The sequence below is a fragment of the Microterricola pindariensis genome (assembly GCF_002936985.1).
GTDB lineage: Bacteria > Actinomycetota > Actinomycetes > Actinomycetales > Microbacteriaceae > Microterricola > Microterricola pindariensis.
The window spans coordinates 1-26,400 of the sequence record NZ_MPZN01000037.1 but is presented as its reverse complement, the minus strand read 5'-3'; the positions used below and the strand labels follow the sequence as shown (position 1 = coordinate 26,400).

23 protein-coding genes are annotated in these 26,400 nt (G+C 70.9%); 11 read left to right on the top strand and 12 right to left on the bottom strand.

Translation table 11 applies throughout. From position 1 onward, the window contains the following. Window positions 1-3 precede the first annotated feature (3 nt). Together GY24_RS11425 and GY24_RS11420 are read right to left on the bottom strand one after the other, a co-directional pair. Window positions 4-1,869, bottom strand: a complete 1,866-nt coding sequence (locus GY24_RS11425) for a glycerophosphoryl diester phosphodiesterase membrane domain-containing protein (protein ID WP_104475846.1) — start codon at window positions 1,867-1,869, stop codon at window positions 4-6. Window positions 1,870-1,931: 62 nt separating this feature from the next. After that, a complete protein-coding gene (locus GY24_RS11420) occupies window positions 1,932-2,786 on the bottom strand; it encodes an oxygenase MpaB family protein (RefSeq protein WP_104475844.1) in 855 nt (284 codons plus the stop codon). 188 nt (window positions 2,787-2,974) lie between these two features. Here GY24_RS11420 and GY24_RS11415 point away from each other — a divergent pair, with 188 nt between their 5' ends. From GY24_RS11415 to GY24_RS11395, 5 genes are all read left to right on the top strand, one after another. Then, window positions 2,975-3,592: a histidine phosphatase family protein gene (locus GY24_RS11415; RefSeq protein ID WP_104475842.1), complete on the top strand. Its 618-nt coding sequence runs from the start codon at window positions 2,975-2,977 to the stop codon at window positions 3,590-3,592. After that, entirely contained in the window at window positions 3,589-3,993 is a 405-nt protein-coding gene (locus GY24_RS11410; RefSeq protein ID WP_104475840.1) for a YchJ family protein, read from the top strand. The genes GY24_RS11415 and GY24_RS11410 overlap by 4 nt, the downstream gene beginning before the upstream one ends. A gap of 100 nt (window positions 3,994-4,093) precedes the next feature. Then, complete coding sequence (locus GY24_RS11405) at window positions 4,094-4,900, top strand: GTP pyrophosphokinase (RefSeq protein WP_104475838.1); 807 nt, start codon at window positions 4,094-4,096, stop codon at window positions 4,898-4,900. Window positions 4,901-4,993: 93 nt separating this feature from the next. Beyond that, the gene (locus GY24_RS11400) at window positions 4,994-6,367 is read left to right on the top strand and encodes an MFS transporter (protein ID WP_104475836.1); all 1,374 of its coding nucleotides are present in this window, start codon (window positions 4,994-4,996) and stop codon (window positions 6,365-6,367) included. Further along, a complete protein-coding gene (locus GY24_RS11395) occupies window positions 6,364-8,247 on the top strand; it encodes a glycoside hydrolase family 2 protein (protein ID WP_104475833.1) in 1,884 nt (627 codons plus the stop codon). Before GY24_RS11400 ends, GY24_RS11395 begins: the two co-directional genes overlap by 4 nt. A 79-nt stretch (window positions 8,248-8,326) precedes the next feature. On the opposite strand, the gene glsA is transcribed toward GY24_RS11395, so the two are convergent. The 8 genes from glsA to GY24_RS11355 all read right to left on the bottom strand — a co-directional run bounded on the left by glsA (window position 8,327) and on the right by GY24_RS11355 (window position 16,623). Further along, window positions 8,327-9,433, bottom strand: a complete 1,107-nt coding sequence (gene glsA, locus GY24_RS11390) for a glutaminase A (protein ID WP_104475831.1) — start codon at window positions 9,431-9,433, stop codon at window positions 8,327-8,329. Window positions 9,434-9,447: 14 nt separating this feature from the next. Further along, a complete protein-coding gene (locus tag GY24_RS11385) occupies window positions 9,448-10,383 on the bottom strand; it encodes an alanyl-tRNA editing protein (protein WP_233279321.1) in 936 nt (311 codons plus the stop codon). Window positions 10,384-10,502: 119 nt separating this feature from the next. Continuing rightward, entirely contained in the window at window positions 10,503-10,883 is a 381-nt protein-coding gene (locus GY24_RS11380; RefSeq protein WP_233279320.1) for a VOC family protein, read from the bottom strand. 89 nt (window positions 10,884-10,972) lie between these two features. Continuing rightward, entirely contained in the window at window positions 10,973-12,334 is a 1,362-nt protein-coding gene (locus GY24_RS11375) for a threonine/serine exporter family protein (RefSeq protein ID WP_104475826.1), read from the bottom strand. A gap of 17 nt (window positions 12,335-12,351) precedes the next feature. Beyond that, entirely contained in the window at window positions 12,352-13,548 is a 1,197-nt protein-coding gene (locus GY24_RS11370; RefSeq protein ID WP_083364781.1) for a cation:proton antiporter, read from the bottom strand. Between the two features lie 11 nt (window positions 13,549-13,559). Then, window positions 13,560-14,054: a cation:proton antiporter regulatory subunit gene (locus tag GY24_RS11365; protein WP_104475824.1), complete on the bottom strand. Its 495-nt coding sequence runs from the start codon at window positions 14,052-14,054 to the stop codon at window positions 13,560-13,562. Between the two features lie 73 nt (window positions 14,055-14,127). Continuing rightward, window positions 14,128-15,306 (bottom strand): acyl-CoA dehydrogenase family protein, encoded by a 1,179-nt coding sequence (locus tag GY24_RS11360; RefSeq protein WP_104475822.1) that lies wholly within the window; start codon window positions 15,304-15,306, stop codon window positions 14,128-14,130. 405 nt (window positions 15,307-15,711) lie between these two features. Further along, entirely contained in the window at window positions 15,712-16,623 is a 912-nt protein-coding gene (locus GY24_RS11355) for a DUF4349 domain-containing protein (protein ID WP_104475820.1), read from the bottom strand. Window positions 16,624-16,772: 149 nt separating this feature from the next. Here GY24_RS11355 and GY24_RS11350 point away from each other — a divergent pair, with 149 nt between their 5' ends. Together GY24_RS11350 and GY24_RS11345 are read left to right on the top strand one after the other, a co-directional pair. Further along, window positions 16,773-17,639, top strand: coding sequence for an alpha/beta fold hydrolase (locus GY24_RS11350; protein WP_104475818.1), 867 nt, complete (start codon window positions 16,773-16,775; stop codon window positions 17,637-17,639). 9 nt (window positions 17,640-17,648) lie between these two features. Next, window positions 17,649-18,641: an aldo/keto reductase gene (locus tag GY24_RS11345; RefSeq protein WP_104475816.1), complete on the top strand. Its 993-nt coding sequence runs from the start codon at window positions 17,649-17,651 to the stop codon at window positions 18,639-18,641. A gap of 56 nt (window positions 18,642-18,697) precedes the next feature. Here the strand turns inward: GY24_RS11345 and GY24_RS11340 are convergent, their stop codons facing one another. Further along, entirely contained in the window at window positions 18,698-19,552 is an 855-nt protein-coding gene (locus tag GY24_RS11340) for an aldo/keto reductase (protein WP_233279319.1), read from the bottom strand. Between the two features lie 26 nt (window positions 19,553-19,578). Further along, window positions 19,579-21,102 (bottom strand): MFS transporter, encoded by a 1,524-nt coding sequence (locus GY24_RS11335; RefSeq protein ID WP_104475814.1) that lies wholly within the window; start codon window positions 21,100-21,102, stop codon window positions 19,579-19,581. 268 nt (window positions 21,103-21,370) lie between these two features. Here GY24_RS11335 and GY24_RS11330 point away from each other — a divergent pair, with 268 nt between their 5' ends. The 4 genes from GY24_RS11330 to GY24_RS18205 all read left to right on the top strand — a co-directional run. Continuing rightward, the gene (locus GY24_RS11330; protein ID WP_104475812.1) at window positions 21,371-23,005 is read left to right on the top strand and encodes a TIGR04028 family ABC transporter substrate-binding protein; all 1,635 of its coding nucleotides are present in this window, start codon (window positions 21,371-21,373) and stop codon (window positions 23,003-23,005) included. 91 nt (window positions 23,006-23,096) lie between these two features. Then, window positions 23,097-24,083 carry an ABC transporter permease gene (locus GY24_RS11325; protein WP_104475810.1) on the top strand — a complete coding sequence of 329 codons (987 nt, stop codon included), beginning with the start codon at window positions 23,097-23,099 and terminating at the stop codon, window positions 24,081-24,083. After that, on the top strand, window positions 24,080-25,024 hold the full coding sequence (locus tag GY24_RS11320; RefSeq protein ID WP_104475808.1) for an ABC transporter permease: 945 nt from the start codon (window positions 24,080-24,082) through the stop codon (window positions 25,022-25,024). Before GY24_RS11325 ends, GY24_RS11320 begins: the two co-directional genes overlap by 4 nt. Next, on the top strand, window positions 25,021-26,400 hold a 1,380-nt coding region (locus GY24_RS18205), incomplete at its 3' end, for an ATP-binding cassette domain-containing protein (RefSeq protein WP_104475806.1). The genes GY24_RS11320 and GY24_RS18205, both read left to right, overlap by 4 nt.

The window sequence follows — 26,400 nt, the reverse complement described above, 5'->3', positions numbered from 1 at the left end:
GCGCTACACCACCACGACGAAGCGCATCAGCGCGTCGAACAGCGTCGCCGCCAGCCCTCTCTCACGGTTCATTCCGTCGCGCGAGGCGACGGCCAGGTCGGGGGCGTCGGTGATGATGCCGTGCACGCCGTCGCGGAGCATCTGCCGCTGCCGCAGCTCTTCGTTGACCGTCCAGACGTACATGCCGAGGCCGGCCGCTGTCGCCGAGTCGCGCAGCTCGGTGTTGTATGACCACTCCTCGACGACGATGAAGTCTGCGATGGTGTCGGGCGCCGCGACCCCGGCGAATGCCATGGTGTACCCGGTGTAGAGGCTGGGGCGCAGCCGCTTCAGCTGCTCAATGCTCGGCTTGCTGAGCGAGTGGTAGATGTTGCCCTCGAGGGCGTCGATCGACTCCAGCTCGGCGACGACATCCTCCACGAAGCCGGGCTTCTCCTGCCCGTGCAGCTTGATCTCCACCAGCAGCGGCATGCCGATCTGCTGGGCGTGCATGGCGTAGTCGCGGAACGACGGGATCGTGTCGCTGTTGCCCTGCAGATCGCTCACGGTGATCTGGGTGATCTCGTCCAGGGTGAGCTCGGCGACGCTCACCGACGTGCCGGCCAGGCGTGAGAGGTTGGCGTCGTGCATGGCGACCAGTCCGCCGTCCGCGGTCTGCATCACGTCCATCTCGACGAGGTCCGCCCCGGCGGCGCGGGCCGCGTCCAACCCCGAGATCGTGTTTTCGACACCGCCGCCGCTGAACCCGCGGTGGCCGAGCACCAGCGTCTGCGGATGCAGGCTCATCGCGATCATGACGGGGACGTTCACCAGGCTGAGCACGACGGTGGCCACCAGCAGCGAGCCGAGCGCGGCCAGGCCGGCGCGGCGACGCCCGGGCGAGCCCTTCTTCTCGAGCGCGGATGCCGGCACGCTGCCGAGGTCGAGCAGCTCGACGTCGGCGGGCAACAGGCCGCGGGCACGGGAGAGCAGCTCGACCAGCACGGCCGCGAAGCCGACCACCGACGCCCCGACCAGCAGCAGTCCGCCCAACTGGGCCAGCGCCAGGCTGACCGCGGCCACACCGGGGGAGAGGTCTGCCGCCACCAGGTCGGTGAGCGCCGTCGGCAGCATGCTGAGCGCGACGAGGCCGGCGAAGGCGATCCCGGAGGCGACGAGCACCAGCAGGAAGGCCAGTTGCAGGGGCAGGTCCGGCCGCTTCGTCATCCGCCAGCTCACCCGCATCGCACGGAGGCCGCCGACGTTGCCGAGCGCGAACAGCGGGATGGTGAGCGCCAGGCGCACGTTGATGATGCCGGCGACGATGAGGAAGGCGAGGTAGCCGATCATGCCCGGCACCGTCTTGACCAGCTCGCCGCTCACGAAGGAGGGGATGGCGATTGCATGGGTGAGCACGGAGAGGAAGCCGAACTGGGCCAGCGGCAGCACCAGGAACAGGTACCAGAGCAGGGCCAGCGAGCCGGGCTTGAACAGCTTCCTCAGCACCCGCGCGGTGTCGCCGGCCACCGTGCGGACTGTGATGGCCTCGCCCAGGCGCACCCGCCGGGTGGAGAGGACCAGCACCATCAGCTGCAGGGAGACGACGCAGAGAGCGAAGGCGAGGATCGCCGCCAACAGGCCGAGCGAGAGGGGCGTGCCGAGCAGGCCGCCGATGGTCGCCATGTCGACGGAGTGCAGGCCGGCCGCCGCCAGGGCCTCGCCGAACAGCCAGCGCAGGATCGGCGCGCAGATCAGCGCGACGATGCCCTGCAGGATGCCGTAGAGCAGCAGCATCCGCCAGCCGCCGAAGCGCAGTTGGCGCCAGGCCGCCAGCGGCAGACCCGTCAGGAGGGAGCGGAAGCCGAGGGGGTCGGTGGTGGCGGAGGGCATTGTCACTTCTCTGGTGCGGGTGCTGGTGCTGGTGGGGTGTGGTGAGGGCCGGCTGCTGCGGGCTAGGCGCGGGTGCGCACCTTGCGGTACGGGTGCGTGTCGACCCGGGTCGTGAACCCGGTGATGACGTCCTCGTAGCTGGTGTTCCGCCGTGCGGCGGCGAGCATGCCCTTGCTGGTGCGCGCGGCGCTCCTCAGGTTCATCGGGCGGCCGGCGACGCCGTACAGGAGCAGCGCCCAGTCGGGCAGCAGCGAGAGGATACCGTCCTGGATGACGATGCCGGTCCAGACGGTGATCGGGTTGCCGCGGAAGCTCGGCTTGCGCAGCGCCCGGGAGAGCTCGGCGGCCGGCAGGCAGAGCGACATCCAGCTCTTCTGCTCCTCGATGTAGGCGTCGAGCTCGGCGCGGGTGGAGGCGATGGTGTCGGGGTCGATGCCGGCCAGGCGCGCGGCGATGTGCTGTTCCTTCACGAAGGCGTCCTGCTCGGCCACGCTCAGCTCCGGCCCGAAGGCGTCGGCGCCGCGCAGCACGCCCCACGTCACCGTGTTGTGGGTCCAGACCAGCCACTCCATGGTGTCGGCGCGCAGCGTCTCGCCGGTGACCGGGTCGGTCCACTGGGCGTGCGCGTGCATGCGCTGCACCGAGAGGCCCGCGGCATCCGCGTGCGCCTTGTCGCCGAAGATGGTGGTGTCGATGTAGCGGGCGGTGCGCTCTGACCGGCCCTGTGGGTCGGCGTCCATCACGCTGACGGCGTCGAACAGGCGCATCATGTGCGGGTTCAGGGCCTGCAGCAGGATGGCGGCGACGCCGCCCAGCTTCGAGGAGGGGTCGGCGAAGAGGCGCCAGCTGACACTGTCCGGCCCGAAGTAGCCCTCGTCCTGACGGGGCTGGTCGAGGGATGTGCGTGCGTCAGTCATGGTGTCCTCGTTGTTAGAAGCGGGAAGCCGGATGCCCCGACGGCCGGCGCCGACGAAGAGCACGGAACTACGAACCTATCGCCCGTTTTGTGCACAGAGTCCAATATTTGACGGGAAGTAACCTGATCGGGGGGTCTGCGCCGCGGTGCCCGCCGGGCCTGCCAGCCTTGCCGCGTAGAGTCGAGGCCATGCGCCTCTTTCTGATCCGCCACGGCCAGACCCCCTCGAACGTGATCGGCGCGCTGGACACCGCGGTGCCGGGGCCCGCCCTGACCGAGCTCGGGATGCAGCAGGCGAGCGCGATCGGGGAGCTGCTGGGCGCCGAGCCGATTGCCGCCGTCTACGCCTCCTCGCAACTGCGCGCCCAGCAGACAGCCGCACCGTTGGCGCGCCTGCGCTCCGTCGAGCTGGGCGTGCGCGACGGGCTCCGCGAGATCACCGCCGGAGAGCTGGAGATGCTCACCGACCGGCGCTCCGTGATGGAGTACATCGAGACCTGCATGGCCTGGGCCGCGGGCGAGCTCGACGCCCGGATCCGCGGCGGGGAGGACGGCCACGAGGCGTTCGGGCGCTTCGACGAGGTGATCGCGGAGATCGCGTCATCCGGGGTCGAGAGCGCCGCCCTGGTCAGCCACGGCGCGATGCTGCGCTCCTGGGCCGGTTATTCGGTGCGCAACCTCGACGCCGCCTTCGTCTCCCAACGGGTGCTGACCAACACCGGTGTCGTGGTGCTGAACAGCGACGGGCCCGACTGGGTGGCCGAGTCCTGGCTCGGCGACGCCGTCGCGACCGGGCTGCCCGAATGAGCGTCGGGCCGATCGATGACGCCGCCCGCTGCCCCTGTCTGAGCGGCGAGACCTATGGGGCCTGCTGCGGCCGGCTGCACCGTGGGCAGGCGGATGCAGCGACCGCCGAGGCCCTGATGCGCTCCCGCTTCTCGGCGTTCGCCGTCGGTGACGCCGACTACCTGCTGCGCAGCTGGCACACGAGCACCCGCCCGGCCACACTCGAACTCGACGACGATCTGCGCTGGTACCGCCTCGACATCGAGGGCACGAGCGGCGGCGGCCTGCTCGACGCCGAGGGCGCCGTCGAGTTCGTCGCCTACTACCGCGGCCCCGACGGCCGCGGCTCCCAGCACGAGAACAGCCGCTTCGTGCGCGAGGGCGGCCGCTGGGTCTACTGGGGCGAGCTCGGCCGGGACTGAACACCGGGGTCAGGCGGCGCAAGCGCGGCGCGCACGGCATCCGAAATCCGAGGGCTACTCCAAGCCCGCGGCCAGCTGGCTCTGCGAGGATCGCAGCATCATGTCAGGACACCACGAACCCGTGCAGCTCAGCCCCGAACTCGAAGAACTCAACCGCGTGCGGCATCAGTTCGAGGGCATGATGCTCGAGTACAAGTTCGGCATCGACGAGATCATGACCAAGCTGAACATCCTGCGCGAGGAGTTCAGCCACCGCAACGACTACAGCCCGATCGAGCACGTCAGTTGCCGGCTGAAGAGCCCGGAGAGCATCCTGGCCAAGGCGGTGCGCAAGGGCCTCGAGCCCACCATCGAGCAGATCGTCGCCGAGGTGCACGACATCGCCGGCGTGCGCGTCACCTGCAGCTTCATCTCGGACGCCTACCGCGTCTTCGACATGATCGCCGCCCAGGACGACATCAGCGTTCTGCAGGTGCGCGACTACATCGCCGAGCCCAAGGAGAACGGCTACCAGAGCCTGCACATGCTCGTCGAGGTGCCCGTCTTCCTCTCCGAGCGGGTGCACAAGGTCAAGGTCGAGGTGCAGATCCGCACCATCGCGATGGACTTCTGGGCGAGCCTGGAACACAAGATCTACTACAAGTACGACGGCGACGTTCCCGAGAGCCTGCTCGCCGAGCTGCGGGATGCCGCGGCCACCGCGAGCCGGCTGGACGTCACCATGGAGCGGCTGCACGACGACGTCAAGGCGCTCGGCACGAACACCGACCGCTACATCGACCCACGCCGGGCCGGCACGATCGAGCTGCCCGACTCGCTGCTGCGCACATTCTGGCCGCAGGCGGATGCCGCCGACCCTGTCCCCGCCCTCGTCGAGTTGCCTCCGCCGGGCCGCAGCGAGGTCTGAGCGCGCCGGGTCGCTAGAGTAGTGCTCCAAGCGCCGGGGCTGCCCGGCGCCGTTCTGTGCGATCAACGATGATCGCGAGGGGAGCCCGCACTGATGACCACCCCCGACGACACGACCCTGTCTGAGGTCGCCCCCGCGCCGGTGCGCGCGCTGCCCGGCGCGCTCGGGGCCCGGCGCTGGTTCGCCGTCGTCATCGTGGGCCTGGTCGGCCAGATCGCCTGGACGCTCGAGAACATGTACCTCAACGTGTTCGTCTACGACACCATCACCGACGACCCGAACGTGCTCGCGGCGATGGTCGCGGCCAGCGCCATCGCCGCCACCCTCGCCACGCTGCTGGTCGGGGCGATCAGCGACAGGATCGGCAAGCGCCGCCTGTTCATCGTGGCCGGCTACCTGCTCTGGGGGCTCTCGACGGCCGCATTCGGCTTCGTCTCGGTCGACGGCATCGGCCAGCTGGTGCCCGTGATCGACGCCGTGGCCCTGACGGTGCTCATCGTCATCCTGCTCGACTGCGTCATGAGCTTCATCGGCTCCAGCGCCAACGACGCCGCCTTCAACGCCTGGGTCACCGATGTGACCAGCGTGGGCAACCGGGCCAAGGTGGAGTCGGTGCTCGCCGCGCTGCCGCTGCTCAGCATGTTGATCGTCTTCGGCGCCCTGGACGGCTTCACCCGGGCCGGGCAGTGGCGCGAGTTCTTCGGCATCATCGGTGTCGCCACGATGCTCGTCGGCGTGCTGGCCTGGTTCCTGATCCGGGACGTGCCGAACCCGGCCAGGCAGAGCGACCGGGTGTTCCGCTCGATCGCGCACGGGCTGCGGCCCTCCGTGGTGCGGGCCAACCCCCGGCTCTACCTGGCTCTCTCCGCGTGGGCGGTGTTCGGCATCTCCACCCAGGTGTTCCTGCCCTACCTGATCATCTACATCCAGCGCACCCTGCGGATCCAGGAGTACGCGCTCGTGCTCGGCGTCGTGCTGCTCGGCGCCGCCGTCGTCAGCGTGCTCGGCGGCCGGGTGATCGACCGGGTCGGCACGGTGCGCTCGATCCTGCCGATCGCCGCGATCTACGTGCTCGGCCTGGTGCCGATGTCGCTCGCCCGCGACACGGTCTTCGTCATCGTCGCCGGCCTGTTCATGATGAGCGGCTTCATGCTCATGGTCGCCGCGATCGGTGCCTCGGTGCGCAACTTCTCGCCCGTGGACCGGGTCGGCTCCGTGCAGGGGCTCAGGATGATCTTCGCCATCCTGGTGCCGATGCTGATCGGCCCGTTCATCGGGGCCGCCGTCATCAGCGGGGCCGGCGAGACGTACGAGGAGCTCGGCGTGGCCAAGCAGGTGCCGACCGCCGGCATCTTCGTCGCCGCCGCGATCGTCACCCTGTTCGTGCTGGTGCCGGCACTCGCGCTGCAGCGCCATGAGCGAACGCGGACGCGGGAGCCGGAGTTCGAGCGAGGGCGGGCGCGATGAGCCGCAAGCGCGCCCTCGGCCGGCTGCTGACTCCGTGGGGGGAGGCGCTGGACCCCGACAACCCGCTTCCCGAATACCCCCGGCCGCAGCTGGTGCGCGACAGCTTCCACAGCCTGAACGGGCGCTGGGGCTACGCGATCACCGCGACCGATGGCGTGCCGGCCCGCCTCGACGGGGAGATCATCGTGCCGTTCTCGCCCGAGTCGGCCCTCTCCGGCGTCGAGCGCCAGCTGCAGCCGGGGCAGTGGCTGCACTATCGCCGCGACTTCGAGCTGCCGGACGAGCTCGGCCCGCACGGCGGCGCCCGGCTGCTGCTGCACTTCGGCGCCGTCGACCAGGACTGCACGGTGTGGTTGAACGGCATCGAAGTCGGCACGCACTCCGGCGGCTACCTGCCGTTCCAGCTGGACGTGACCGATGTCGTGCGCCCCGGCCCGAACGTGTTGCGGGTGCGGGTGAGCGACCCGAGCGACACCGGCGCCTTCTCCCGCGGCAAGCAGAAACTCCGCCGCGGCGGCATCTGGTACACCGCGCAGTCCGGCATCTGGCAGACCGTCTGGCTCGAACTGGTGCCGGCCGTCGCGGTCGCTGCCGTGGAGATCCTCCCGCTGCCGAGCCTGGACGCCGTCGAGATCACGGTGCGCGCGATGATGGCGCCGGATGCCGCCGGCTCCCCGCCCGCCGCCTTCATCACGGTCCGCGACGGCGACGCGATCCTCGCGATCGCCCGCACCGCGCCCGGCACCCCGGCGTGCATCGAGCTGGCCGGCGCCCGGCTCTGGTCGCCGGAGGACCCGTTCCTCTACGACGTGGAGGTGATTCTCGGCTCCGACACCGTGCTCAGCTACTTCGGCATGCGCAGTTTCGGCGTCGGGCCGGACGCCGCCGGGCAGCCGCGGCTGCTGCTGAACGGCCAGCCGTACTTCCAGGCCGGGCTGCTCGACCAGGGCTACTGGCCGGACGGCCTGTACACGCCGCCGGACGACACGGCGATGGTGCACGACATCCGCACCGCCAAGCGCCTCGGCTTCACCATGCTGCGCAAGCACATCAAGATCGAGCCGTTGCGCTGGTACTACCACTGCGACCGCCTCGGCATGCTGGTCTGGCAGGACATGGTCAACGGCGGCGGCCGCTACAAGCCGTGGGTCATCACTGCGCCGGTGCTCACCCCGCTGCGGCTGCGCGACAACCGCTATGCCGCCTTCGCCCGCACGGATGCCCCCGGCCGGGCGCACTGGCAGGAGGAGATGCGCGGCACCGTCGAGCTGCTGCGCTCGGTCACGAGCATCGCCGTCTGGGTGCCGTTCAACGAGGGCTGGGGCCAGTTCGACGCGCTCGCGGCGACGGCCGAGCTGCGCGCCCTCGACCCCAGCCGCAGCATCGACCACGCCAGCGGCTGGCACGACCAGGGCGGCGGCGACCTGACCAGCCTGCACGTGTACTTCCGCCGGTTCCGGATGCCGCGGCGGCAGCCAGAGACGGCCGCGCGGGCCGTCGTCGTCTCCGAGTACGGCGGCTACAGCCATCGGCTGCCCGGGCACAGCGTCAGTGCGCGCGAGTTCGGCTACAAGCGCTTCAAGGATGCCACGTCGCTGACAGCCGCCTTCGTCAGGCTGCACGAGCGCGAGCTGATCCCGGCGCTGGAGGAGGGCCTGGCGGCGACCGTCTACACGCAGCTCAGTGATGTGGAGGACGAGACGAACGGGGTGCTCAGCTACGACCGCCGCGTCGTGAAGCTGGACGAGGCGGCCGTGCAGGCCGTCAACGCCCGGCTGCGGCTGGCGGCGCCACAGGCCGGCACGGTGTTGGCTTCGGTCGCTGGCGCTCCCTCGAGCCAACGGGACGACGCCCCGCCCGCTTCCCCGCACGTCGAGTAGGCCCACTAGGGCCGTATCGAGACCCTGACACTACCGGACACCGGGCCCGCGTGCGAGGTCTCGATACGCTCGTTCCTCGCTACTCGACCAGCGGGGGAGGGGGAAGCGCGGGCGAGGGGGTGGGCTCCGGGAACGGCAGCGGGGCCGACGCGAACACGTTCAGGCCGAGCGTCGTCGAGAGGAACGCGGTCGCCAGCGTGCCGCGCACGCTGTTGCCCGCGTCATCCAGCAGCGGCGAATAGCTGGCCAGGCCGCCCTTGCCGGGGATGACGGTGATGATGCCGCCGCCGACCCCGCTCTTGGCGGGCAGGCCGACCTCGTAGAGCCACTCGCCGCTGCGCTCGTACATGCCGGCCGTCGCCAGCACGGCGAGGGTGCGCTTGCAGGAGTCGGCGTCGATGACTCGCTCCCGGGTGATCGGGTTGACCCCGCCGTCGGCGAGCGTCGCGCCCATCACGGCGAGATCCTCGGTGGTCACCAGCAGCGAGCACTGCCGCGTGTACACATCGGTGGCCTCCAGCGGGTCGCTGTAGATCCGGCCGTAGCCCTTCAGCAGTCGCGCGATGCCCTCGTTGCGGTCGTTGGTGCGCGACTCCGACTCGTACACCTCCTCGTCCATCGCCAGCTCGCGGCCGGCGAAGCGGGAGAGGCCGGCCCGCACGAACTCCCACTTCGCGGCGGCATCCGCCCCCGGCACCAGGCTGGTCGTGGCGATGGCCCCGGCGTTGACCATCGGGTTCGCGGTGCGGCCCGGGTTCAGCTCCACGGCGATGACCGAGTCGAACGGCAGCCCGGAGTTGTTCACGCCGAGCAGCTGCTTGACCTGCTCGTGGCCGAGCGCGTTGGCGACCAAGGCGAACACGAACGGCTTCGACACGCTCTGAATCGTGAACGGATGCCGCGCATCGCCGACCGCGTACCGCTCGCCCGTCGCGCTGACGATGGCCAGCCCGAAGCGGTCGGGGTCGGCGGCGGCCAGCGCGGGGATGTAGTCGGCGACGGCGCCGTCCTGCACGGGGACGAAGCGGCGGTGCGCCTCGTCGAGCAGCCGGCGCACCAGGCCCGGGTCCGGCAGGGAGCCGGTCGAGATGCGCTGCGGCTGGGCGGCAGCCGCGCTCAGTGCACCCGGGATGTGGCCGAGCGGCGGCTCGGGGACGTTCACGGGAACGCTGGCCCGGGTGCTCATCGCGTGCCGCGTTCTCAGCGCCCGCCGACGGCGGTTGTCATGGTGAGCACGGGCGTGCCGTCTGCCTCGTCGAGGCTGAGCGCCACCCGGGTCTCGCCCAGCTCGGCCAGGGAGTGCGCGTGGGTGCCGCCGCAGGGGATGCTCACGGTGCCCTCCGGCAGTTCGCACACCCAGGAGCGCCGGTCGGTGAGCCGGGGCCCGTCCGCGTCGATGCGGATCGGGGCGTCGCCGGCCACCCACTCGGCCAGGGTGGCGTTGATGGCCGCCTCGAGCGCCGGCAGCTCTCCGGCCAGGCCCTCGGTGTCGAAACCCTTGCGGCGGAGCGACTTGTTCAGGCGGTACGTGTCGACCGAGCCGAACTCGCCGATGCGGGAGCTGTCGATGGCGGAGGCGTCGAAGTCGGGCTGGCCGAGCCCGTCGGTGCGGGTCTCCTTGGACCAGCGGCCGGCCAGGGCGCGGTTCAGCGCGAGGGCGGCGAGGTGGCACCCGCTGTGCCCGAGCGAGACGGCCCTTCGGTAGTCGGCGTCGACGACGAGCTCGACGCGGTCGCCTTCGGCGATGCCGCTCGCGTCGTCGACGATGTGGGCGACGAGGAACGCCCAGCCCGGGGTGCCCTTCCGCACCGGGATGTCGCTGCCGAGGTGCAACTCGGTGCCGTCGGTGGCGGCGACGACGCAGTCGACGACCGGGCGCTCCCCGCCGGCGACGTGGAGCACCGCGCGGTCGGCGCCCTGGTCGGGCCAGCCGGCGTCGACGGGGTGGCAGCTGCTCGTGTCCAGCAGCACCGCCCAGCGGGGCGTGCCCGCGGCATCCGGGGCCAGTTCGGCGACGTGCAGCACCACGCCGGTGTTCGCGGTGTCGCCGCGCGGGTAGCTCACGATCGTGTCCGAGCCGCTCAGGGAGTCGGTCAGCGCGTCGTCGTCGGTGTGCTCAGGCCGGGGAAGTGTCATGTCCCCATTCTGGCGCTCCGACGCCCGCCCGGCCCCACACATGAGAAAACCGGGTACACATCCACCCGAAGGGTGTGCACCCGGCGACCCAGGCGCGGCCCGGGGCCGCGCCGTCCTCGCTAGTCCGGTTGGAGCACGGCGAGGATGTTCCCGGACGGATCGGTGAACCAGGCGATGGCGGGGCCCTGTGGATCCCTGGCCACGCCGCGCTCGTCTTGCTGGAACCCGTCGTAGTGCAGCATGGAGACGCCGGCGGCCTCGAGGTCGTCGACCGCGGTGTCGATGTCGCCGACGGCGAAGTTGAGGATCGTGAAGACGGCCGGCTCGTGGTCGGCCTTCTCGTAGACGAAGACGCTGCCGGAATCGCCGGGCAATTCCAGACGCAGCCCGCCGCGGTCGTCAGCGACCGGCAGGCCGAGCGCGTCCGCGTAGAAGCTGCGCGCGGCCGCGACGTCCCGCACCGCGAAGCCGCTGAACGCACCGAGCGATTTCATTGCCATGCCCGCAGTCTGCCACCCCCGATTGGGGGCCACAAGCCCGGCGGCGAAATTTCGCAGCCGACGTGAAGGTGGCGCTCAGGCGGCGCGGCCTAGAACTTCTTGGTGCGGGTGCGGGCGGTGCGGTTCAGCTTCACCGGCAGAGCCATCAACGGTCCGACGAAACGGCGCGGCAGGGCGCGCGCCGGGCCCCAGACCGCCTGCACCAGGTACTGGCCGAGGATGGCGCCGGCGGCCAGGGCGACGGCGACGGCCGCCGCGGCCAGCATCGAGAGCAGGCCATCCATCGAGCCCTCCGAGAGCTGCAACAGACCGGTGAACAGCAGCAGCCCCGGCACGAGCGGCACCAGTGCGGTGACCACGATCACCAGCGGCGGCACCCGCACCAGGCGCGAGACGGCGGCGGCGAGCAGGCCGACGCCGATGGCGGCCAGCGCCGAGCCGAACACGGAGCCCGTCTCTGCCCCAATGGCCAGCACGTAGAACAACTCGGCCGCCGCGCCCAGCAGGCAGGCCGCCCAGAGGGCGCGCTTGGGCACCTGCACCGCGAAGGCGAAGCCGATCACGATGAGCACGGATGCCGCCAGCTGCACGGGCAGCGTGCCGAGGGTCGGCGAGCTCGCCGGGTTGATCTCCAGCACCAGGCCGAAGCGGGCCAGGGTGAGCGAGGACGCCGCGACGCCGGCGACGAGGCCGCCGGTGATGATCGTGGCCTCGACGAAGCGGGCCGTGCCGGTGACGTAGAACCCGGAGAGGGCGTCGTGCACGGCTCCGAACGTCGTGACCCCGGCTAGCAGCATGATGATGGTGGCGACGACGACGAGGGAGGAGTTCGACGACGGATCGATCAGGTGCACGAGCGCAGCAACGAGCGGCCCGATGGCGCCGCCGACGAGGGTCTGGAAGAAAATCGGGACGCGGCGGTTCGCCAGCGCGGTGGTGAGGTAGTCGATGAGCATCGTGGCGAGCAGGGCGGCGACGGCCACCACCCAGTTGCCGCCGATCAGGAAGGCGGCGCCGGCGCCCACCAGGCTCCAGCCGAAGCGGCGCAACATCTTGGGGTAGAGGCCGGGAGCGCTGACGATGCGTGCGATCTCACGACGGGCATCGGCGACCTCGATGGGACGCTCGACCAGCTCGCCGATCAACGCGGACGCCCGGGAGAGCGTGTGGTAGTCGAGCGTGCGATAGCGCACATTGCGGGTGCGGGTGATGGTCTCGTGCGTTGCCGGGTTCTCGTAGGTCACCTCGATCACTGAGTAGGTGACATCCGCGTCGACGTTGCGCACCCCGTAAGCGCGGGTGATCGCCAGCAGGGCCGAGACGACGTCCTCCGCTCCGGCGCCGTTGCCGAACATGACCTCGGCCAGGCGCATCGCGATGTCCAACACCCCGCGGGTGTACTCGGCCGCGTCGGTGGCGGACAGGCCAGAGGTGCGTGTGGGAACGGACATACTCGCAGATTACGCGACTACGCGCCGGCGATCGGACGCGCCTGCGGCTCGCCACGGGGGCGTGTCGCCTGCTTGAACCAGCGGGTGTCCGGAATGCGCATGAGGAAGGGCCCGGCGATGACGGTGATCAGCACGTAGGCGGTCGCCAGCGGGGCGAGCTCTGGCTCGATGCCGGCGCTCACGGCGAGGCCGGCGATGACGATGGAGAACTCGCCGCGCGGGGTGAGTGCGAGGCCGGCTCGCCACCGGCCGGGAACCGCCACGCCGGCGCGCCGGGCGGCGAGGTAGCCGGTCAGCACCTTGGTGGCCATGGTCAGGGCGGCGAGGATCAGGGCGGGCAGGATCACGACCGGCAGCTTGGTGGCATCCGTGGCCAGGCCGAAGAACACGAAGAACACGGCCGCGAACAGGTCGCGCAGCGGGGTGAGCACCTGGCTGGCGTTGTGCGCGACCTGGCCGGAGAGCGCGATGCCGACGAGGAAGGCGCCGACGGCCGCCGACACGTTCACCTGGGCGGCGAGGCCGGCGACGAGCATGGTGAGGCCGAGCACACCGAGCAGCAGCGGTTCGGCGTGCTCGGGGGTGAAGATGCGCGAGACGATGTGCCCGTGCCGCAGCGCGATGTAGAGGATGAGGCAGACGACGGCGACGGCGATCGCCACCGTGACGGCGCCCTGCATCAGGCTGACGCCGATGACGAGGGCGGAGAGCACGGGCAGGTAGAAGGCCATGGCCAGGTCCTCGATCACGAGGACGGCGAGCACGACGGGCGTCTCGCGGTTGGCGAGGCGGCCGAGGTCGCGCAGCACCTTGGCGATGACGCCGGAGGAGGAGACCCAGGTGATCCCGGCGAGGGCGACGGCCGCGGCCGGGCCCCAGCCGAGGAGCAGGGCGAAGGCGGCGCCGGGCAGCGCGTTCAGCACGGCGTCGAGCAGGCCGGCCATGCGGGAGTGTTTGAGGTTGGTGAAGAGCTCGGATGCCGTGTACTCCAGCCCGAGCAGGGCGAGCAGCAGGATGACGCCGATCTCCGAGCCGATCTCGAAGAACTCGGTGCTGGCCTCCAGCGCGAGCAGGCCGCCGTTGCCGAAGGCGAGCCCGGCAATCAGGTAGAGCGGGATCGGCGAGATGCCCACACGCAGCGCCAGCCGGCCGAGCAGGCTCATGCCGAGGAGCAGCGCGCCGACCTCGATGAGGATCAGCGTGTTCTCATGCACAGCAGCAGCCCTTAGTCGGGTCCGTTGGAGATCAGGCGGCTGAGCGCGTCCAGGCCACCGCGGGTGCCGACTGCGACGATCACGTCGCCGGGGCGCAAGATCTCGTCGGGAGTGGGCGAGGGCAGCAGCTCTTTGTCGCGCACGATGGCGACGATCGACACCCGGGTGCGGGTGCGGGTCTTGGTGTCGCCGAGGGGGCGGTTGAGGTAGGGGGAGTCGGTGGGCAGCTCGAGCTGCTCGGTGAACAGGCCCACGGTGGCGTCGCTCAGGCTGGTCAGCCGGCTGAGCATGACCGAGGTGCCGAGCACGTCGGCCAGGGCGGCCGCCTCGTCATCCGTCAGCGGGATGCTGTCGCGGCAGGCATCCGGGTCGGACACGTCGAACAGCGCCAGGTCGCGGTGCCCGTCGCGGTACGAGATGACGCTGACCCGCCGGCTGCTCTCGGTCACCAGGTCGTGTCGGACGCCGATCCCCGGCAGATCCACTTTTTCTATGCGTACACCCACGGTGCAAGTGTAGATCCGCCGGCGGCGGTGTGGCGCGCGCGACGCGATCCCGCCGGTGGGGCGCTTCCGCGCGCTACTTCTCGAGCGGTCCGAGCCAGGCGGTGGCGACCGTGTTGTGGGCGGATTCCGCGTCGGAGGGGTGGAAGATGCCGGCGAGCACGTCGCGGTAGAGCCGGCCGAGCTCGTTGCCGGCGAAGTAGCTGCCGCCGCCGGAGACCCGGATCGCCTGGTCGACGACCTCCCTGGCCGTCTCGGTGGCGCGCACCTTGATGCCGACCAGCTGCGGGAACCACTGGGCGCCGAGGTCGGCCTGCCCGTCGACGGCGGCCGCGATGGCATCGAGCTGCGGGTAGATGGCGTCCTGGGCGATGGCGGCATCCGCGATGCGCCAGCGGATGTCGGGGTCCTGGGCGAGGCTGCGTCCGTCATTCTTCATCGAGGTGCGGCGGTGGGCGGATGCCACGGCGAGCTCGAGCGCGCGCTTGCCGACGCCCGTGTAGACGGCGGCGAGCAGGATCTCGAAGTTGGCGAAGATCGCGAAGATCAGCGGGTCGGCGTTGGGGCCGGGGTCGAGGCGCCGCACGACGCGGTCGGGGCGGGCGTAGGCGGCGTCGAGCACGGTGGTCTGGCTCTGGCTGGCGCGCATGCCGAGCGTGTTCCAGTCGTCCTTGCGGCTGAGGCCCGGGTCGTCGCGGTCGACGAAGCCGTAGACGATCTTCGGGGCGTCGGCCGACTCGGTGTCGAGGCCCATGGTGCCGAGGCGGGTGTACGCGGGGGAGAGACTGGTGAACACCTTGGTGCCGGTGAAGCGGTAGCCGCCGTCGGGCTGCGGCGCCGCAACGCTGCGCGAGCCGAACAGCATGAGGTCGTTGCCGGCCTCGCTGATGCCGAAGCCGAAGACTTCGCCGCGGCCGGCCTCCTCGAGCAGGAAGTCGAGGCCGGAGTCGCCGCGCTCGTGCAGGGCCTTGGCGACGCCGGTCCAGACCAGGTGCATGTTCACGGCGAGGGCGGTGGCGGGGGCGGCGGCGCCCAACCGAATCTGTTCGCGGGCGACGTCCTGCAGGCTCAGGCCGAGCCCGCCGAAGCGCGTCGGCACGAGCGCGCGCAGGTAGCCGGCGGCGACCAGCTCGTCGAAGTCCTCGGTGAAGAAGGCGTTGTCGCGGTCGTAGCCCTCTGCGCGCCCGTGGATGCGCTCGAGCAGTTCGGCGCTCAGGACGGTGCGGGGGCTCGTGCTGTTCTCTGCGGCGGTCACAGCCCCAGCCTATGCCCGGGGTCGGCGGGCGGGCCGGCTCCCGCAGGCTGAGCCTGTCGCACCCGTGCGGGGAGCCGGCGTGATCGGTCGCTGCGCCACTTCGGCGGGGTCCGCGCCCGTTGAGGTGGCTCTGTGGCCGACCAACTGGCGCAGCTGGCGTGGGTGGTGGCTTCGGTCGCTGGCGCTCCCTCGAGCCAACGGGAGGGGCGCACGGCCCGGGCGGGGGATGGCAGCATCCGCCCGGCCTCAGCCAGTCCGCGGATGCGACGGCCGAAACGGGCCGAAAAACCGTTTCAGCGGGCGAGACAGGTGCTCGTCTCCGCTGACTGGCTGACTGGCTGACTGACTGACCGGCTGACTGACTGGCTGACTGACCGGCTTGCTGGCTGGCTGGCTGCGGGCGCGCTACTGCTGCACGTCTTCTTCCGGGACGGGGGCGGGCGCCGGCGTGCTCGGAGCGGGGTGGCGCCGGCGGCGCACGGAGGCAACGATTGCCCACACGACGGCTCCGATCACGGTGAGGAGCACCAGCCATGGCAGGGCGACGCCGAGCACGACGACGAAGCCGCCGAGGAAGGCGACGAGGCTGTTCCAGCCGGCGAGGAGGCCGCTCCAGAAGTTGTCGGGGTTGCCGGGGTTGACGGTGCCCTCGGAGGCGAAGTCCACGTACAGCGTGGAGTAGTCGATCTGGTCGTCGAGGTAGTCGAGCTGCGTGGTGAGCGAGTCGAGCTCGGCCTGCCGGCTGGAGAGCGCCGACTCGATCGCGATCAGGTCGGCCGTGGTCGCCGATTTGCTCATCAGCTCCAGCAGGCGGTCGACCGAGGTCTGCAGCGCGGTGATGCGCGCCTCGACGTCCTGCTTCTGCTGCGTGACATCCGAGGCGTTCAGCGACACCGAGTTGACGGTGCCGAGCTGCTTGATCTTGTCGAGCACGACGTCGAGCTGATCCGCCGGAACACGGATGGTGAGGCTGGCGCTGGCCCGCTGCGTCTCGGTGGCCGGCTGCTCGCTCCGGCTGTCGACGCGGCCGCCCGCGCCGGCGACGAGCTTGATCGCGCCGTCGGCGGCCCCGATCGGGTCGGCGGCCGTGATCGAGACGTTGCCGGTCGTGATGACGGATCGGTCCGCGACCGCGCTCGGGGCTCCCACCGCGCCGTCTGCCGCGCCGCCGCTCACCGAGAAGGGGGCCATCTCCGGGCCCGCACCATGGAGCACGGCGCTGCTGTCGGATGACGCGCCCCCGCCCATCCCGGCGGAGCACCCGGCCAGCAGCAGGGCCGCGAGAGCCAGGGCGGGAATGGTCAGGGCGCGCTTCATTCCCCCACCCTACGTGCGCGAAACAGGCCGCCAACGCCGATCCGATCACGTTCGTGTCTCGGCTCAGTCACGGCTTGGTCACGGTGACGGAACGCTCTGGCATCCGTGCCAGCACTCGCGCCATCACCCGCGCCAGACATAATGAGCACATGACCTGGCTGTCGACGCTCCGCGCACGACTCGGCGGCCTCGGGCGCCGCCGCCGCCCGGCGACGCCCGTGCTGCACATCGCCTCCGACGTCGGGGAGGGCCCGACGGTCGTGCTCGTGCACGGCATCGCCTCGTCATCCGTCACCTTCCTGCACCTGGTGCCGCTGCTCGAGCCGAACTTCCGCTGCGTCTCGATCGACATCCTCGGCTTCGGCCGCTCGCCGGCGCCCGAGGGCGCCGAGTACACGCTCGACGAGCACGTGGCGGCGCTGCACGCGACGATCAAGGCGCAGTCGCTGCGCGGCCCGCTCATCATCGTGGGCCACTCGCTCGGCTCGCTGATCAGCGCCCGCTTCGCGGCGGAGCACCCGCAGCTCGTCGCACATCTCGTGCTCATCTCGCCCCCGGTCTACCTGCCGCCGACCAACCTCGGTGACAAGCGCGCGAAGCTCGAGAACGACCTCTACCTGCGCGCTTACGACTACCTGCGCACGAACAAGGAGTTCACGCTCGCCAACGCGCGCATCATCGCGAAGCTGCTGCCGATCAAGGGCGTCTTCGAGCTGCGCGAAGACCAGTGGGAGCCGTTCGTGAAGTCGATGCAGAACTGCGTCGAGAACCAGACGGTGATCTCGGACCTGTCCCGCGTCACCGCCCCGATCGACGTCGTCTACGGGGCGCTTGACCAGTTCATCCCGCGCGGTGGGTTGGAGATCGTCGGGCGGATGCGCGGGGTCACCATGCACCGGGTGGAGGCGAACGCGCACATCATCCGCCGGCGCCTCGCGCGGGTCGTCGCCGGGGTCTTGAACGCCGACCTGCCGGCCGGTGTCGAGCCGAACCTGCCCCCGGAGCTCTCGCCCTAGGATGGGGCCATGGAGCAACGTACGCTTGGCCGCACCGGCCGCACGGTGTCAGTGATCGGACTCGGAACCTGGCAGCTGGGTGCCGACTGGGGGGACGTCAGCGTCGAGGATGCGACCGCGGTGCTCGCGGCATCCGTCGAGGCCGGCGTCACCTTCTTCGACACGGCCGACGTCTACGGCGACGGCCGCAGCGAGAGCGTGATCGGCGCCTTCCTGCGCGAGCGCCCCGGCCACGACATCACCGTCGCGACCAAGATGGGGCGCCGGGTCGACCAGCTGCGCGAGAACTACGTGCTCGCCAACTTCCGCGAGTGGACCGACCGCTCGCGGCGTAACCTCGGCGTCGACACCCTCGACCTGGTGCAGCTGCACTGCCCGCCGACGAGCGTCGTCACGAGCGACGAGGTCTACGACGCGCTCGACACCCTCGTCGCCGAGGGCGCGATCGCCGCCTACGGCCTGAGCGTCGAGGAGAGCGCGCAGGCGCTGGCCGCCATCGCCCGCCCGAACGTCGCCACGATCCAGATCATCCTGAACGCCTTCCGGCTCAAGCCGCTGGACGAGGTGCTCGGGGCCGCGGCGGATGCCGGCGTCGGCATCATCGCCCGGGTGCCGCTGGCCTCCGGGCTGCTCACCGGCAAGTACACCGCCGAGACCCGCTTCGCGGCCGACGACCACCGCAACTTCAACCGGGACGGCAGCCACTTCGACGTGGGCGAGACCTTCTCCGGTGTGGACTACGAGACGGGCCTGGCGGCGGCGCAGGAGTTCGCGGCCCTCGCCGAGGCGGCAGCGCCCGGCGTGCCCGTGGCCGAGGTGGCCCTGGCCTGGGTCGCGCAGCAGCCCGGCGTCAGCAGCGTCATCCCCGGTGCCCGCTCGCCGCAGCAGGCCGTCGCCAACGCCGCGGCCGGCTCGCTGCCGCCGCTCGGCGACGAGTTCTTCGCCGGCGTGCGCGCGCTCTACGACAACCGCCTGCGCGCCGCGATCCACCCGCGCTGGTAGCCAACAGCTCGCCAGCAGCCAGCAGCCAGCAGCCAGCCCGGGCCGGTCGGCTGTTCCTAGTCGACCAGCTCGGGGTCGCTGCCGGAGCGCTCGCCGGAGTCGAGCGCCGCGATCGCGGCGAGCTCTGCGGCATCCAGCTCGAAGTCGAACACGTCGGCGTTGGCCCGCAGCCGCTCGGCGCTCAGTGACTTGGGGATCACCACGTTGCCGAGCTGCAGCTGCCAGCGGATGGTCACCTGGGCGGCGCTCTTGCCGTGCCGGAGGCCGATCTCGGCCAGCACCGGCTCGGTGACGGCGCGGCCGCGGGCCAGCGGCGACCACGCCTCGGTCACGATGCCGAGCTCGGCGTGCAGGGCGCGCAGCTCCGCCTGCGCGAGCCACGGCTGCAGCTCGATCTGGTTCACCGCCGGCACCACCCCGCTGTCGTCGATGATGCGCTCGAGGTGTTGGCGGTGGAAGTTGGAGACCCCGATCGAGCGGGCCCGGCCCTCCTCCCGCAGCCGCACCAGCGCGCGCCAGGTCTCGACGTAGAGGTTCTGCGCGGGGGCCGGCCAGTGGATGAGGTACAGCTCGACGTGGTCCAGTCCGAGCCTGTCCAGGCTGGCGTCGAAGGCGCGCAGCGTGCTGTCGAAGCCGTGCTCGGTGTTCCACACCTTGGTGGTGACGAAGAGGTCGGCGCGCTCCAGCCCCGGCTGGCCGTGCAGGGCCGAGCGGATGCCTCGGCCGACACCGGCCTCGTTGCCGTACAGCGCGGCGGTGTCGATGTGCCGGTAGCCGGCGGCCAGCGCGGCCTCCACCACGGCGGGGGTGTCGGCATCCGGAACCTTGTAGGTGCCCACCCCGAGCCGGGGGATGCGTGCGCCGTCGTTGAGCTGAAGGGTGCTGCCGAGATCCATCTGTCCGCTGTCCATGTCTTCCACTGTAGGCAGGCGGCGGCCTACTCGGGCAGCGCGGCCGCCCCGTACTGCGCCGTGCGTCGAGGGATGAACAGCGTCAGCACGATGCCGAGCACGCCCGCGGCGGCCGAGATGGCGAAGCTCAGCTGGAAGCCCAGGGTGCTGGGGGTGGTCAGGTCGCCCACCGTGACGAGGTTCGTCGCGAGCACCAGGCCGATCACGGCGCTCGCCGCGGTCGATCCGAGGGTGCGCATCACCGAGTTGAGGCCGTTCGAGGCGGCCGTCTCCGAGGACGGCACGGCTCCCATGATGAGCGTCGGCATCGCCGCGTAGGCGAAGCCGACGCCGAACCCGACGGCCGTCGCCACCAGCAGTGTGTGCCACACCTCGGTCATCAGCAGCAGCGCCAGCGCGTAGGCGACGGCGATGATGGTGATGCCGAGCAGCAGGCTGACCCTGGCCCCGCGCGCGGCCGTCAGCCGGGCCGCGGTGCCGGACATCGCCCACATCACCAGGCCGCTCGGCATCAGGCAGAGGCTGGCCACCAGCATCGACTGGCCGAGGCCGACACCGGTGCCGGTCGGCGTCTCGAGCAGCATCGGCAGCGCGACGGCGCTGGAGAAGAACGCGAAGCCGACCATCACCGAGGCCAGGTTGGTCAGGAGCACGGTGCGCCGGGTCGCGACCCGGATGTCGATCAGCGGATGCCGCGTGCGCAGCTGGTAGAGCACCCAGACCGCCAGGATCGCCACGCCGGCGATGCCGAAACCGAGCGTGAGCGGGCTCAGCCAGCCCCACTCGTTGCCCTTGGTGACGGCCAGCAGGATGCCGGAGAGCGCGAGGGCCAGGCCGATCGCGCCCGGGGCGTCGAAGCGGCCGCCGGTGCGCAGTGTGCTGACCGGCACGAGGGTGTAGACCAGCACGAAGCCCGCCGCGGCGAGCACGCCGGACAGCCAGAACAGCATGTGCCAGTCCAGGTACTGGGCGATGACGGCGGAGACCGGCAGGCCGACGGCGCCGCCGATGCCGAGGGTGGCGCTCACCAGGGCGACCGCCTTGCCGAGCCGGTCGCGGTGCAGCACGTCGCGCAGGATGCTGATGCCGAGCGGGATCGCGCCGAGCCCGGCTCCCTGCAGCACCCGGCCGATGACGAGCGGGATGAGGGTGGACGAGAACGCGGCGATCACCGAGCCGAGCACGACGGCGGCGAGCAGGATGAGCAGGATGCGGCGCTTGCCGTAGAGGTCGCCCAGGCTGCCGCCGATCGGGGTGATGATCGCGGCAGAGAGCAGGGTGGCGGTGACGACCCACATCGCGTCGGGGGTGGACACGTGCAGGAGGTGCGGGAGCTCGGGCAGCAGCGGCGTGACCAGCGTCATCATGAACGAGACCACGATGCCGGTGAAGGCGAGGGCGAAGACGATCGCGGAGTCGGGGGTGCGCTTGCTCAGCGCGCGGCGCTCGGCCTCGCTCAGCCACGGCTGCCCGCCGGCATCCGGTTCGAGGCTCTTTGGTTCGAGGCTCTCTGAGTCGCCGGGTGCAGCAGGGAAAGCGTCGCGCGTCATGGAGCCCTTCGATGGGCCCGCCCGATGCGGGGCCATACAGGGCAACGCTCACGGAGGGCCGTGGTATTCCCGGGCCAGCCCGCGGAGTTTCACGGCGTGTCGGATCACGCGCTCTGCGCGCACGTAGGCAGGAGAACGCCCGGAGCACAAGCAAATTACCGCAGGTGACGCGGTGTAACGCACGGCGACACAATCGCTCGCGCTTGCGCCGGTGAGTTGACAACATCAACTCACCCACGCACACCCACCACAGCGAAAGGCTTCACGGATGTCACGAATCACCCGCACGCTTGCCGCGGCGACCGCCGCACTCGCAACCGCTGCCCTGCTGGCCGCTTGCGCCGGAACGGCGGCCCCGGAGGCCGGCGGCAACGCCGACCCCGCGGCGCCCGTCACCGGCGGAACGCTCACCTACCTCGAGCACCAGGCCTTCACGAACCTCTACCCGCCGCAGGCCGGTTTCTACCCGAACGGCGGCGTGGTCAACAACATCGCGGCGCGACTGACCTACCAGAACCCGGAGACGCTCGAGATCGAGCCGTGGATCGCCGACTCCTGGGAGGTGAACGCCGACGCCACCGAGTACACCTTCACCCTGCGTGACGGCGTGACCTTCTCCGACGGCACCCCCGTCGACGCCGCCGCCGTCGCGAAGAACTTCGACGTCTACGGCCTCGGCAACAAGGAGCTCGCCCTCACCATCTCCGAGGCGATCAACAACTACGCCAGCAGCGAGGTCGTCGACGCCGCCACCGTGAAGTTCCACTTCTCCGCCCCCGCCCCCGGGTTCCTGCAGGCGACGTCCACGATCAACTCCGGCCTCCTCTCGCCGGCCACGCTCGACCTGCCGCTGGAGAAGTTCGGCGCGGGCAACGCGGCGGCCATCATCGGCGCCGGGCCGTTCGTGGTCAGCGAGGAGAAGCTCGGCACCGAGCTCACCTTCACGGCGCGCGAGGACTACGACTGGGCTCCGCCGTCGCTCAAGCACCAGGGCCGCGCCTACCTCGACGCCATCCACCTGATCGTCACGCCGGAGGACAGCGTGCGCATCGGCGGGCTCACCTCTGGACAGGCCGACTACATCCGCTACGTGCAGGCCTTCGACGAGGCCGCGGTCGAGTCCGCCGGCTTCGAGCTGTACGCGCCGCAGACCCGCGGCGTCAACAACTCGCTGTCGCTCCGTTTCACCAACCCGCTGCTGAGCGACCTCCGCGTGCGCCAGGCGCTCGTGGCCGGCGTCAACGCGCAGGAGGTCGTCGACACGCTCTTCACCGCCAACTACCCGGTCGCCACCTCCTCGCTCAGCTCCACCGCGCTGGGCTACAAGGACGAGTCGGAGCACCTGACCTTCGACCCGAAGAAGGCCGCGAAGCTGCTCGACGAGGCCGGCTGGACCGTGGGCGCCGACGGCATCCGCGAGAAGGACGGCACGCGCCTCTCCCTCGACGTCTACGAGGCCAAGCCGCAGCCGCTGTCCAAGCAGACGCTCGAACTGGTCAGCCAGCAGCTCAAGGCGATCGGCGTCGAACTCAACGTCAAGGCCGCCGACGCCGGCAGCTACGCCGAGGACATCAAGGACCCGCTGAAGACGCCGCTCTACCACTCGATGGTCGGCCGCGCCGATCTCGACGTGATCAAGAGCCAGTTCCACACGAAGAACCGCAACGTGCTGCTCTCCAACGACACCACCCTCGACGCACTGCTCGAGGCCGTCGCCAGCGAGCCGGACCCCGCCAAGCGCCTCGAGGCCGACGCGGCCGTGCAGGACTACCTGGCCGAGCAGGCCTACGTGATCCCGCTGTTCGAGGAGCCGCAGGTCTACGGCGCGGCCGACTATGTCGAGGGCGTCGAGTTCGAGTCCGTCGGGCGCCCGATCTTCTACGACGTCTGGCTGAACAAGTAACACCTCTGGTTCCGGATGCCGCGGGCCGCGGCATCCGGAACCTCCCCCTCCACCCACACCCTCCTCACACCACTCCCCAGGAAGGCACCCCATGAAGCACGTGCTCGCCCGCATCGGCCAGGCCGCCGTGGTGCTGTTCGTGGCCTTCGCCGCCACCTTCGTGCTGCTGCAGGCGCTGCCCGGCGACGCGCTGATGATCAAGTTCGAGAACCCGGAGCTCGGGCTCTCGGCCGAGCAGATCGCCGCCCTGCGCGAGAGCTACGGCGTCGACGTCCCGCTGCCGCAGCAGTTCTGGCACACCCTCAGCGGGTTCCTCGCCGGCGACTTCGGCTACTCGATCCAGAACGGCACGCCCGTCACGCAGATGCTGGCCGAGGCCGCACCGCAGACCATCACGCTCGCGCTGTCGGCGTTCCTGCTGGCCGTGCTCATCGCCGTGAGCCTCGCCTTCCTCTCCTCCCTCACCCGCTTCGCCTGGCTGCGCGGCTTCCTCCGCAGCCTGCCCGGCCTCTTCGTCTCCGTTCCGGTGTTCTGGCTCGGCATCGTGCTGATCCAGGTGTTCTCCTTCCAACTCAAGCTGGTGCCGGTGATCGGGGCCGACCCCGTGCAGGGGCTGATCCTGCCGGTGCTCACGCTGGCGGTGCCGATCAGCGCCCCGCTCGCCCAGATCCTGGTGCGCTCGATCGACGAGGTCGAGCTGGCCCCCTTCGTCAGCGTCGTGCGGGCCAAGGGCGCCAGCCGGCGCCGGGTGCTCTGGAACAACGTCGCCAAGAACGCGATCCTCCCCACCGTGACGATCGCCGGCGTGCTCCTCGGCGAGCTGATCGGCGGGGCGGTCGTGACCGAGACGGTGTTCGGCCGCACCGGCATCGGCCGCCTCACCGAGCAGGCCGTCTCGGCGCAGGACACCCCGGTGTTGCAGGCGATCGTCGTGCTCTCCGCCCTGGCCTTCGTGCTCACCAACCTTGCCGTTGACCTGCTCTACCCGGTGCTCGACCCGCGGCTGCGCCGGCTCTCGCGCGGCACCGCCCGCACGGCCCCCGCGGCCACGCCCGTCCTGGAAGGGGCCGCAGCATGAGCATCGACACCGAGAACACCCGCGCCGCCGCCCCCGAGGTCTCGATACGGCCGCAGGCTCGACGCGAAGCGTCGAGAAAGGCGGCAGCCTCGAATCCGGAAGACCCGACAACCGCGACCGATGCTGGCAGGCCGAGCCGCCTCCGCGCCATCCGCCCCAGCCTGCTGCTGGCCTGGCTGGTGCTCGGCCTCGTGCTGGCCTGGGCGATCGCGCCCTGGCTGTTCACCGGCCACGACCCGCTCGTCGGCGTCCCGGCCGACAAGCTGCAGGCGCCGAGCCTCGCGCACCTCTTCGGCACCGACCAGCTCGGCCGCGACCTGTTGGCGCGCGTGATCTACGGCGCGATCCAGTCGCTCACCGGCGCGCTCGTCGCGGTCGGCGTCGGGCTGGTGCTCGGCACGGCCATCGGCGTGATCGCCGGCTCCACCGGCGGGGTGCTCGACGCGATCCTCATGCGCATCGTCGACGTGCTGCTCTCCATCCCCGGCCTGCTCCTCGCCCTGAGCATCATCATCCTGCTCGGCTTCGGCACCATCAACGCCGCCATCGCCGTCGGAATCGGCAGCGTCGCGGCGTTCGCCCGGCTCTCCCGCAGCGAGGTCGTGCGGGTGCGCCGCAGCGACTACGTCGAGGCCGCGTTCGGCAGCGGCGGGCGCTTCCTGGCCGTGCTCTGGCGGCACGTGCTGCCGAACTCGCTCGGCGCCGTCGTCTCGTTGGCCGCCCTGCAGTTCGGCGTCGCCATCCTCGCGATCTCCACCCTCGGCTTCCTCGGCTACGGCGCACCGCCGCCCACGCCGGAGTGGGGGCTGCTCGTCGCCGACGGCCGAAACTACATCGCCACCTCGTGGTGGCTCACGACCTTCCCCGGCCTCGTCGTCGTGGTCGTCGTGCTCGCCGCCAACCGCATCAGCCACTCGCTTCGTGGGGAGAAGAAGAAATGACGCAGCAGGATGCCGCAGCGATCGCGGAATCGAGTGCCCGGCTGGTTGAGCCGGGCGAAACCACTCCCGTGCTCGCCGTCGAGGGGCTCAACGTCTCGTACCGCACCGCCGCCGGCCTGAGCCGGGTCGTGCACGACGTCAGCTTCACCGTGCGGCCGGGCGAGGTCGTCGCCCTCGTCGGCGAATCGGGTTCAGGCAAGACCACGACCGCCCAGGCCGTCATCGGCCTCCTCGCCGAGAACGCCCACCGCGACAGCGGCCGCATCGTGTTGAACGGCGTCGACATCGCCGACTGGAGCGAGAAGCGGCTGGAGAGCGTGCGCGGCGCCCGCATCGGCCTGATCCCGCAGGACCCGTCCAGCTCGCTCAACCCGGTGCGCACGATCGGGGCCCAGATCGCCGAGGTGCTGCAGATCCACAAGCGCGGCGACAAGACCGCGCAGCGCGCCCGCGTGCTGGAGCTGCTCACCCGGGTGGGCCTGCCCGAGCCGGAGCGCCGGGCCGCGCAGTACCCGCACGAGCTCTCCGGCGGAATGCGGCAGCGCGTGCTCATCGCCATCGCGATCGCGCTGCAGCCGGAGCTGATCATCGCCGACGAGGCGACCAGCGCCCTCGACGTCACCGTGCAGAAGACGATCCTCGACCTGCTCGACGAGCTGCGCGCCGAGTTCGGCACCGCGATCCTCTTCGTCACCCACGACCTCGGCGTCGCCGCCGAGCGCGCAGAGCGCATCGTCGTGCTGCAGCACGGCCGCATCCAGGAGCAGGGAGAGACCCGCGCGGTGATCGCCCAGCCGGAGAGCGAGTACACCAAGCGCCTCTTCGCCGACGCCCCCTCCTTCCACCTCGCCCCGGCGCGCGTCACACCGCGCCCCCAGCAGGCCCCGCTGTTCCTGCGCGACGCCTCGGCGGCGCCCGAGGTGGACTACGCCGTCGAGGTCGAAGACCTGGTGACCGAGTTCGGGCGCGGCGCCCAGGCCTTCCGCGCCGTCGACGGGGTCTCGTTCCGGCTGCGCCGCGGCACGACGCACGCCATCGTGGGGGAGTCCGGATCGGGCAAGACCACGACCGCCCGCGCCGTCGTGGGGTTGGCAGAGCCGACATCCGGATGCATCATCATCGACGGCGAGCACGTCGCGAAGTTCCGCGGCGAGCGGCGCAGGCAGCTGCGCCGGCGCATCCAGCTCGTCTACCAGAACCCGTTCGGCTCGCTCGATCCGCGGCAGAGCATCGAGCAGATCGTCGCAGAGCCGCTGCGCAACTTCGGGTTGGCCGACCGCCGCGGCCGCGGCATCCGGGCGGCCGAGCTCATCGACCTCGTCGCCCTGCCGAGCAGCGTGCTCGGCCGGAGGGCCAGGGAGCTGAGCGGCGGCCAG